General features: G+C 66.6%; 9 protein-coding genes. 3 read left to right on the top strand and 6 right to left on the bottom strand.

The features are described from left to right. Positions 1-16: 16 nt before the first annotated feature. The 5 genes from DQP58_RS24050 to DQP58_RS24030 form a co-directional block, all read right to left on the bottom strand. Positions 17-2,368: a CaiB/BaiF CoA transferase family protein gene (locus DQP58_RS24050; RefSeq protein WP_112710636.1), complete on the bottom strand. Its 2,352-nt coding sequence runs from the start codon at positions 2,366-2,368 to the stop codon at positions 17-19. A gap of 19 nt (positions 2,369-2,387) precedes the next feature. Beyond that, positions 2,388-3,356: an enoyl-CoA hydratase/isomerase family protein gene (locus DQP58_RS24045; protein ID WP_066866519.1), complete on the bottom strand. Its 969-nt coding sequence runs from the start codon at positions 3,354-3,356 to the stop codon at positions 2,388-2,390. Positions 3,357-3,385: 29 nt separating this feature from the next. Beyond that, positions 3,386-4,222, bottom strand: a complete 837-nt coding sequence (locus DQP58_RS24040) for a mycofactocin-coupled SDR family oxidoreductase (RefSeq protein WP_112710639.1) — start codon at positions 4,220-4,222, stop codon at positions 3,386-3,388. Beyond that, positions 4,222-5,424: a cytochrome P450 gene (locus DQP58_RS24035; RefSeq protein ID WP_112710635.1), complete on the bottom strand. Its 1,203-nt coding sequence runs from the start codon at positions 5,422-5,424 to the stop codon at positions 4,222-4,224. The genes DQP58_RS24040 and DQP58_RS24035 overlap by 1 nt, the downstream gene beginning before the upstream one ends. A gap of 249 nt (positions 5,425-5,673) precedes the next feature. Next, positions 5,674-6,357 carry a TetR/AcrR family transcriptional regulator gene (locus tag DQP58_RS24030; protein WP_112710634.1) on the bottom strand — a complete coding sequence of 228 codons (684 nt, stop codon included), beginning with the start codon at positions 6,355-6,357 and terminating at the stop codon, positions 5,674-5,676. Between the two features lie 217 nt (positions 6,358-6,574). On the opposite strand from DQP58_RS24030, the gene DQP58_RS24025 reads away from it, so the two are divergent. Next, positions 6,575-7,183: a SecDF P1 head subdomain-containing protein gene (locus DQP58_RS24025; protein ID WP_205869530.1), complete on the top strand. Its 609-nt coding sequence runs from the start codon at positions 6,575-6,577 to the stop codon at positions 7,181-7,183. 61 nt (positions 7,184-7,244) lie between these two features. Then, positions 7,245-7,910, top strand: a complete 666-nt coding sequence (locus DQP58_RS24020) for a class I SAM-dependent methyltransferase (RefSeq protein ID WP_112710633.1) — start codon at positions 7,245-7,247, stop codon at positions 7,908-7,910. A gap of 28 nt (positions 7,911-7,938) precedes the next feature. Here the strand turns inward: DQP58_RS24020 and DQP58_RS24015 are convergent, their stop codons facing one another. After that, positions 7,939-9,540, bottom strand: a complete 1,602-nt coding sequence (locus DQP58_RS24015; protein WP_112710637.1) for an arylsulfatase — start codon at positions 9,538-9,540, stop codon at positions 7,939-7,941. Between the two features lie 110 nt (positions 9,541-9,650). On the opposite strand from DQP58_RS24015, the gene DQP58_RS24010 reads away from it, so the two are divergent. Continuing rightward, a partial coding sequence (locus DQP58_RS24010; RefSeq protein ID WP_133259428.1) for a nitronate monooxygenase occupies positions 9,651-10,212 on the top strand: 562 nt, incomplete at its 3' end.

Genomic DNA, 10,212 nt, shown 5'->3' with positions numbered 1-10,212 from the left:
GTGCGCGCCAGTGTCGTCATGTTCCGCCCGTCGGTTGCGTGCCGAGTATCTCGTGTAAAACGTAGTCGGTGTCCTCGCCGAGGTCCGGCGCGCCGCGCGCGATCCGCGCCGGGGAACGCGCCATCCGCCAGGACGGCCCGAGCACCGGCCGCTGGCCTTCGCGGTGATCCGTGACGAACCGGTATAGCTCTCGGTCCCACAACCGTTGATCCCCAATCACATCCACCGAAGTGGCGCTCTTGCCGGCCGGCACCCCGGCAGCACACAAGCGCTGCGCGAGCCGCTCCGCGTCCTGGTCTCGGGTGAGCCGGGCGAGGTCCGCGTCGAGCGCCCGGACGTGCCGGTGTCGCGAATCGCCCGTCGCGTAGCGGGGATCGTCGCCCAGCGTCGCGGCGTCGAGCACCTCGCACAACCCGAGCCATTCGGCATCGGTCGCGACCGCCACCGTGACCCAGGCGCCGTCGGCACACGGGTAGCAGCCGTGCGGGCACATGTCGGGATGGTTGTTGCCGGCGGGCCCCAGCTGCCGGCCGGTCAGCGACTGCTCCAGCAGGCAGTCACCTATCATCGAGGAGAGCGTCTCCACCGCGGACACATCGACGAATTGCCCTGCGCCGCTGAACTCGCGATGCAGCAATGCCACCACGGCGGCATAGGCCGCGGCGGCCCCGACCGTCGAATCGCCGTAGCGCATGCTGGTCCCCAGCGGCGGCCCGCCGGGATAGCCGACCAGCGCGGCCGGTCCAGCCAGCGCGGCAAAGCATGGCGCATAACCGGTTTGGTGGCCCAGCGGCCCGTCGTTGCCCCACATCTTGATCGACACCGAGATGATGTCGGGTTTGATCTCGGCGAGTTGTTGGTACCCCAGGCCTTGGCGTTCCATGGCACCGGGACGCAGGTTGTTGATGACGATATCGCTGCGCGCGATCAGCTCCCGAAGCCGTGCCATCCCGTCGGCCGACTTGATATCGAGGTCCACGCTGAGGATCTCGGGGTTGATGCTCAAGAAGTAGGGCGCATGGTTGATGTCCGTGCCACCGTAGGCACGCATCTCCTCGGGGCTGTCGGCTGTCTCGATCTTGATGACTTCGGCGCCCAGCATCGCCAGCAGCTTTCCGGCGTACGGGCCGGCCCACACCTTGGTGAGCTCGACGACGCGCACCCCTTCCAGCGGTCCACCCCGCGGGTTCTTGGGTGGCTTGAGCTGGGCCGGCCTGACCGCCGGCCGGGCGCGCGGAGCGTCGATGCTTTCCATGACCGCTCGGGTGTGTTCGCCGAGCCGCGGTGCGGCGCCGGTGATCCGGGCGGGCGATGTGCTGAACGCGTACGGCACCGTGGGATACGCCGCGTCACCCAGCACCGGATGGTGAACCCGCTGGAAGAAACCGCGATGGCGGTACTGCGGCGACCGGTGCAGATCTGCGGCACTGTTGACGGGCACCAGCGGCACACCGAGCCGCTGCGCCCGTTCCGAGGCCTCCTCCTTGGCGAGGCCCGCGACCCATGCGGCGAAGCCGCGCTGAAAAGCCGTGACCTTCTCGGCGGTGACGGAGAACTCCAGCCAGTCGTCCTCGAACCCGCCGAGCCAGTCCGGTTGGCCCATCAGGGTTTTCACCCCGGCCCAGTGGGACCGGCTGGTCATGTACAAGTACACGAAACCGTCGGCGCAGGCGAAGAACGACGCCGGCCCCGCCTGATCGTAGTCGCCGCGCTCACCGTCGGCCGGCACCTCACCGGTGACGAGGCGCCCCAGGATGCAATCGGCGCGCGAGACCAGCACGGCCTGCTCGGAGATGTCGATGAACTCGCCGTTCCCGGTGTGCAGGCGTCCCCACAACGACGACGCGACGCACAGCGCCGCCTCCAGCCCCGCCTCGTAGTCCGCCAGGAAGCGGCCGGGACCCTGCAGCGGCGGCTTGGCCGGGTCGGGGTGGCTCGGCGTGTGATATCCCCAGCCGCTGGCGTGAAAGACGTTGATGCTGCGGGCGTTGTCGAACTCGGCGGCCACGCCCTGGCCGTACGGGGTGATGGAGCAGCAGACCACCGACGGGTGTTGCGCGGACCAGTCCGCGGTCCGGCCTTCGACTACCGCGTCGGCGGTGTCGATGAGCCGGTGCAGCCGCTCGATGTCGGCTGCCGAACCGAGATCGAGAACGACGGAACGTTTGTTGGTGTTGAGGTAGGCGAACAGGGCGCCGCCTTCGCACCCGTCACCAAGGACGGGCGCCATGGCGCGCGTCGCGCTGCCGCGCTTCGGCGCCTCGATCTTGATGACCTCAGCGCCGAAGTCGGCCAGCAGCTTTCCGCAATACTCGCCCGCGACGGATTCGGCTAACTCGACGATCCTGATACCCGTCAGCGCGGACATGTACGCCCCGCCAAGTCGGTCAGGGCTTCGCGCGTCCCGAGCGGCTCAGGCGCCACTCCGGCGGGAAGTTCAGGTCGTTGTCCTTGACCACATTGTTGAGACCCTTTTCGAAGGTGCCCCCGGTGAGGTCGACCTCTTCCGCGTCGTTTTTGATCATCGGCAACATGCCCTCGACCATGCCGGTCAGCAGGCTGCCGAAGTACTCGCCCTTGTGCTGCTTGTAGAGCTCGAGGAACGTCTTCTGCACCGCGACGGTGTCGGTCGGACGCGACTTCGAGCATGCCAGCGCGTACTTCTCCGTCTCCGCCTCCAGCTGGTCGCGGGGCACCACACTGTTGACGAATCCGCAGTCGTACATTTCCTTCGCGCTGAACGGCCTTCCGGTGAACAGCATTTCGGAGAACTTGCGCAGGCCCATCGTTTCGGCCCACCACCACAGCCGCGGTCCCCAGCCGACGTAACGGAAGGCCGGGTGTCCGAACAGCGCGTCGTCGGACGAGATCACCAGGTCGGCGTCGCCGGCCTGATAGAAGTGCCATCCGTAGCAGTAGCCCTTGGCCTCGATGATGCTGATCTTGCGAAGCTCCTGCAGCGGGCGGTTTCCGGCGCGGGCCTTGGCGTAGAAGTCGGTGACGGTGGACAGGTACCGGTAGGAGCCGCCCGGCGGGTACTTGACGTCGTCATCGTTGATCGCCAACTCGTGGTGCAGCGGCAGGCCCGGGTTTTCCAGCATCGGACGCTGCTCGGGCAGGTCGCCGCCGCTGCCGAAATCCTGGCCCTCGCCGCGGATCACGACGACCTTGACGTCGTCGTCCACGTTGCACTTGTGGATCAGGTCCGCGTAGTTCTGCCGCATGCCCAGCGTGGTCGAATTGAGCTCTTCCGGGCGGTTGAACGTGATGTAGGCGATCCGGTTCTTCTTGTCCTTTTCGAACTTGATGTACTGCTCGGCTTCCTTCTTCAGCTTTTCGTAGTCGTATTCAGGCATGGGCTTCTTCTTTCACTGGGGGTTAGCGCCTATTTGAGCAAGCTGCCCGCGTCGACGGGAAGCGAAACGCCGGTGACATAACGCGATTCGTCAGAGGCGAGGAACAGGACAGCATTGCTGATGTCGATGGCGTCCACCCAAGGCACCGGCAGTGTATGCATCATTTGCGAGATCGGGGCGAAGTCGTCGGGTCCGGGGTTTTCCAGATCGGGACGAAAGAGCCGATACGTGTTGTCGTTCATCACCATCGTGGTGCTGACCTGGGTGGGCAGCACGGAGTTGACCCGGATCATGTGCGGGCCCAGCTCGACGGCGAAGGCACGCATCAGGCCGATGACGCCGTGCTTGGCGGCGATGTAGTGACCGGTGTTCGGGTAGGCCTTGCGGCCGCCCACCGAACTGGTGAGCACGATGGACCCGCCGCGTCCGCCCGAAAGGATGTGCGGCACAGCGGCTTTAAACGTGTGCCAGACGCCGGACAGGTTGATGTCGATCATGTCCTGCCACACATCCTCGCGGATCTTGTGTAGCTTTCTACCGTCGGTCCCGACGCCGGCATTGGCGACGATGATGTCGAGGCGACCGAGCTGTTCCACCCCGCCGTCCACCGCGGCCTTCAGCGCGTCGTAGTCGCGGACGTCCACCTGGGCGGTGACGATGCGCCGGTCGAGGTTTTTGACCAGATCCGCGGTCTCGGCGAGGTCTTCCGGTGTCGAATGGGGATAAGCCAGGTGCTCGATCGGCCCGCAGACGTCGATCGCGATGATGTCGGCGCCCTCCTGCGCCAGCCGCACGGCGTGGCTGCGGCCCTGTCCGCGGGCGGCACCGCTGACGAAAGCCACCTTGCCCTCGACCCGGCCGGGCATCACGACACCAGAGTCGGCAGCGTTTCCCAGCCCCGCACCGACGATGTCGGGCTGAGCGTGGCGTTGCCCAAATCGAGCTCCCACTCCGGGAAACGCTTGAGGATTTCCTCCAGGGCGACGCGGCCCTCCAGCCGGGCCAGTGCCGAACCCAGGCAAAAGTGGGCGCCGACGCTGAACGTGAGGTGCGGCCGGGCGGCGCGGTGGATGTTGAATTCGCCCGCGTCGGGCCCGAATTGCCGCTCGTCGCGGCAGGCGGCGCCGATCAACATCAACATCACGCTGCCTTCCGGCACCGTCTGGTCATAGGCACTGACATCGCGCGTCACATAACGCGCCATGTGCGGCGCGGGCGGCTCGAAGCGCAGCAGCTCCTCGATCGCCTGCGGGATGAGCGCCGGATTGTCGACGAGATCGCGGCGCTGGTCGGGATGGTCCGCGAGAACCTTGCCGGCCCAACCGATCAACCGCGTCGTCGTTTCGTTGCCCGCTCCGGCCACGACATTGAGGTACACCAGAATCTCCTCGCGCCTCAACCGCCTCGTGGTACCGGTCTCGTCGACGAATTCGACGTTGAGCAACTCGGTCATGATGTCGTCGGACGGATTCTCCGCCCGCCAGTCGATGTAGGCCTCGAACTGCTCGCCCACCGACAGGCCATGCTCGGCGGCACTCATCGGTTTGCCGGGCTCGGTGCGTAGCTGGGCGTTACCGCGATCGCGGATGTATTCCTGGTCTTCTTCGGGAATCCCGAGCAGTGCGCTGATCACCTTCATGGGCATGATCGCGCCCAGGTCCGTGACGAAGTCGAACCGACCGGAGCCCACCAACGGATCCAGGGATTGCGCGCAGAACTCGCGGATCATCGGCTCGAGCGCGGCGATTTTGCGCGGGGTGAACATCCGCGACAGCAACTTGCGGTGCACGTCGTGAATCGGCGGATCCTCGAAGATCAGCATGCCCGACGGGATCTCGAGGTTGGCCTTGATCAGTTCCATGATCACGCCCCTCGCGGAGCTGTAGGTCTCGTGGTCGATGATGCCCTTGTTGACATCGGCGAATCGACTCAGTGCGTAAAAATCGTATTCCGCGTTGTAATACAGCGGCGCCTCGTCACGCAGCCGCTTAAACATGGGATACGGATCGGCGATCAAATCGACATCGTATGGATCGAACCGAACACTGCTTTCGGTGCTCGCCGTCACGAAACCCCTCCTACCGCTGCACTTTTGGATACCCGCATTACCTGCACCAGGGCTAGCGCTGCCAGCGTTGCAGCGCTGGATTCGGTCCGGGCAATTTATACACTCCGCTTAATTGCGTCGCTGTCACCGCTGCGCGAGCGCGGGAGAAAACGACGCATGAACGTGGGCTTACTCTATTGTCGTAGAGAACCATACAGCGGACGCCCTGGCAAGAGCCAGAGCCCGGTGCGCCGTGTCCCGTCGGCGTCCTCATCCCGGCCCGGCCGCCCCGCGGCCCAACACCCGCAGACCGCCCGTCTGGGTGAGCCGCCCCTTGTCCGAACTCCTCAATATCCCGGCGGCGATCGCCGAGAGGATGCCGTCGAGCTGTTCGGCGCTGTCGATGATCCGGTCGCCGTGGGCGAACCGCTGCAGCAGACCATTGATGAACGTCAGGGTGACGTTGCTCAGATCCTCGACGACAGCCGGATCCAGGTCGGCGCCGTGCGGCATGAGCTGCACCAGGATTTCGCGGTGCAGCTTGGTGAACTCGTCGGTGGCCTGCTGCAGGATCGCGGCCAGTGCGGGGTCGCGGGTGGCCTGCATGGTGAGCTCGTAACGGGCCCTGGTTCGGTACAGCTGCGGATCGCTGCCGGCCTGGATGACGACCTGCGACAACCGCGACGGTGCGCGACGTGCGGCGTCGGCATCGGAACTGTCCGCGATCGCCTGCAGCTCGGCGAGGTCGAGCTCGGCGGAGCGCTCGGCCACCGCGCGCAGCAACGCCGATCGGGTGCGAAAGTAAAACGAGGTCGTCCCGTCCGGCACTCCGGCCTTGCGGTCGACTTTCAAATGGCTCAATCCCTTGGCCCCGTCATCGGCCAACAGCTGAATTGCCGCGTCGCACAGGTCGCGGCGACGCTCGGCGGGATTGGGTTTTCGTCGTCTGTCCATGAGCTTGAATCGCGACCATACTCTATATTTATAGTGTAGGTAAAGGGCACGTTCTTGACCGTGCCAGGGTGTCGGATACGGGCACCTCATGCCGCACCGCCGCTCCGACTCGGGGTGTCCGAATTCGACGTTCCACGCCAATACACACCAAAGAAATTGCGGTGCAAGACTTCCTGTCGGACGGAAAACCAATGACCGGCGGGTAGAGTCAGTTCGGATGATTCACCGTCGTTTGCGCGTGCGCGATGCCGCCGCCCGGCTCGGGTCGCTCAGCCTGCTCGCCGCCGTGATCACCGGCTGCCAGCACGCGCACCAGCCCGCACCGTCCAGCTCATCGACCACCGCGCCGCCGAGCGCCACCGCGCCCCCGCCCCCGCCACCGCCACCGGTGGTCAAGATCGCCCCGTTGCCGGTTCGGCCGGTGACGAAGTCGCAGCCCACGACTCCCGCGGTGAAGTGCCCGGCCACCGATCCGAACGCCCCGACCAAGCCGACGGACACCCTGACCACCTGTGACATCGGGCGCACCACCGTCTATACGTTGGGGCCCGAGACCATGCAACTGGGCCTCGTGCACGTAGACCCGCCGAAATCGTTGACCGCGGACTATTACGAACTGACCCTTGTGCTTGATCCCCCGTCGACGGCCGCGTGGGCCGCATTCACCGGCGAGCATCTGCAAGACCACCTGGCCTTCATCCGGGACAACATGGTGCTCGAGGCGCCGATCATCGAGCAACCGGCCACCTCGGGGCGGATCGTGCTGACCACCCAAACGGCACAGGGCGCTGCGCAATTGGCGCAACTGGTAAGTCGCCCCGCATGACACCATCCCATCGGGGCGGGCGGACCGTCTCGGCATCGGCATGTCCGGTTAGGGTCAGCGGATGGGGCAGGTAACGGAGCGCTGGCGGGCGGCTCGGGTGGCATCGGCGTTGTACAACACGGCCGCAATGCATGACAGTGTCGCCGCGGTGGGCGCAAAAGCGTTGTGGGGGTTGGCGTTACATGACCTCCTGACAGAGGTTGGGCGTGTCGGTGAAGCTCCCGCCGGCGCACGTGTGCTGGACGTCCCGTGCGGTGGCGGATTTGCTTTTCGCGGCCTGCGCCCCGGGCAGGATTGCCGCTACGTGGCCGCCGACATTTCCTCGGACATGCTCAGGCGGGCACACGGTCGGGCAACTCAGCTGGGCGTGGTTGACCGGATGGAGTTCACCGATGCGGACATTACGGATCTGCCCTTCCCGGACAACGCCTTCGACCTGGCCTTGACGTTCAACGGCCTGCATTGTCTTCCTGACCCGCGAGCGGCCGTGGTAGAACTCGCCCGCGTGCTGAAGCCGGGTGGGATTCTTCGTGGGAGCACCTGTGTGCGCGGTCGCGGCTGGCGCCAGGATCGTTTTGTGACCGCGCTGCGGGCGGCGGGCTTCTTCGGCGATACGCCCCGGGCCGGTGAGGTGCGGCGCTGGCTGGCGGACGCGGGACTCGAAGTGTTGGCGGCACGGCACAGCGGTGCGGTGGAGCTGTTCGAGGCCCAAAAACCCAGCGGGTAATGCCCGGCGGACGTTACGGTCAGCGTCCTCAGAGTTGCAGGTCGTATACCGAGATGGGGTCGAGGATCACGCCGGTTTCCTCGACGTAGCGATCCCACAGCGCCAGCAGCTCGGCCAGCTTGTCGGGGCGGGAGGCGGCCAGATCGTCGATCTCACCGGGATCTGTGGCCAGATCGTAGAGCTGCCAGCCGCCCGGACCGTACGGTGCGGGCAGGTACAGCGCCTTCCAGTCGCCCTGGCGGATGGCGCGGCGGCCGAACAACTCCCAGCCGGTGCCGGTGTCGGCGTCGTGCACGGCCTCGGCGGCGCCCGTCAGGTAATCCACCAGTGAGCGGCCGCGCATGGGGGCCACCTCCCGGCCGCGGTACGACGTGCCAGGGTGCGTGGTGCCGGCCAGTTCCAGCAGGGTCGGCGCGATGTCCATGACCGTGCTGAACGCGGTGCCGATCTCCTGTCGGCGGGCGAAGCCGGCCCAGGTGACGAAGCCGGTCACGCGGATCCCGCCCTGGGTGGTGAACGCCTTGTGCAGCCGTGACGGCGCGGTGGCCGCCTGCGCCCAGCGCGGGCCGTACCAGATGAACGACGTGGGCCGGCCCAGGTTGTCCAGGCTGTTGTCGCAATGCTTTTCGATCTGTGCGGCGATTTGGGGTCCGCGCAGCGGCATCGCCTCCACGATCGCGCCCTCGGCGCCGTTGTCGGACAGGAAGACGACGACGGTGTTGTCGAGTTCGCCGCTGGCCGTGAGGTAGTCGATGACCCGGCCGACGTTGTAGTCCATCCGGTCGACCATCCCGGCGTAGACCTCCATGCTGCGCGCCGAGCGCGCGCGCTGCTCGTCGGTCATGTCGGCCCACTCGGGCGCGCCGTCGGCCACCACCGGGTGCGCGACGACGTCGGGCGCACAGAGACCGAGCCGCTTGAGTGCGGCCAGCCGCTCCTCGCGCAGCGCGTCCGGCCCGGCGTCGTAGCGGCCCCGATATTTCGCGATGGATTCGTCGGGCGCCTGCAGCGGCCAGTGCGGCGCCTGAAAGGGCAGATAGGCGAAGAACGGCCGGTCGTCGTCGGCGTCGCGCTCATCCAGATACCGCAACAGCGTGTCGGTGTAGGCGTCCGACGAATAGAAGTCGTCGCCGACGGTGACGAACCGGTCGTCTTCGGTGTAAAGCGTTGGCACGGGCGAGAATCCGCGCGCTCCCGCTCCGCCGTAGTGACTGGCGCCGGCGGGCAGCAGGGCGAACGAGCGCTCGAAGCCGCGCGCCCACGGCGAGGTCTCGATGGTGGCGCCGAGGTGCCATTTGCCCGACATCAGCGTCAGATATCCAGCGTCGCGCAACAGTTCGGGCAGCGCGACGACCCGGTCGTTCAGGTAGCCCTCGTACCCGGGTGCGCCGCGGAAGTCCGGGGAAGCGACCTCGAGCATCGTGCCGATGCCGGCGATGTGGTGGTCGGTCCCGGTCAACAGCATCGCCCGGGTCGGCGAGCAGGCCGGGGCCGAGTGGAAATCGGTGAGCCGGACGCCGGCGTGGGCCAGCCGGTCGAGATTGGGCGTCTCGATCTCGCCGCCGAATGCGCCGAGATCGGAGAACCCGAGGTCGTCTGCAACGATGACGAGGAAGTTGGGGCGCGTCACGCTCAAGCATCCTGCCAGGTCGGTCGCCATGGCGGAATGATGCGCACCCGCTCGACGTCGATACTGTCGAGGTAGGCCCTATCGGCCCGCACTGCGAACAGCGAAGGGGCATGACGATGTTGACACAGTTTGGAATGTCCATCCCGCTGGTGGCTGCTCCGATGTCGGGTGGCCCGACCACCCCGGCCATGGTCTCGGCCGCCACCCGCGCCGGCGCCCTGGGATTGCTCGCGGCCGGATACAAGACCGTCGAGGCCATCGAGGCCGAGATCAAAGCCGTTCGCGCCGAGCAAATCCCGTTCGGTGTCAACGTCTTCGCGCCCAATCCGGTGCCGGTCGATCCGCAGCGCTACCGCGCCTACGCGGCGATCGTGCAGGCCGACGCCGACCAGTTCGGGCTGACACTGCCGCCCGAACCCATCGAGGACAACGACAAATTCGACGAGAAGATCGCGCTGTTGCTCGACGACCCCGTTCCGATGGTGTCGTTCACTTTCGGCATTCCGTCGCGCGAGGTGATCGCCGCGCTGCAACGCGCGGGCAGCGTCGTGGTCCAGACGGTCACCACGGCCGACGAGGCGGCGCAGGCCCACGACGCCGGCGTCGACATGCTCGCCGTGCAGGCCGCCGACGCCGGTGGGCACTCCGGCACCCTCTCGCCGCAGCGGCCGT

Source organism: Mycobacterium colombiense, assembly GCF_003284975.1.
GTDB classification, from domain to species: domain Bacteria; phylum Actinomycetota; class Actinomycetes; order Mycobacteriales; family Mycobacteriaceae; genus Mycobacterium; species Mycobacterium europaeum_A.
Note: the sequence above shows the minus strand (reverse complement) of the source record. Positions and strands in the feature narration are given on the sequence as shown.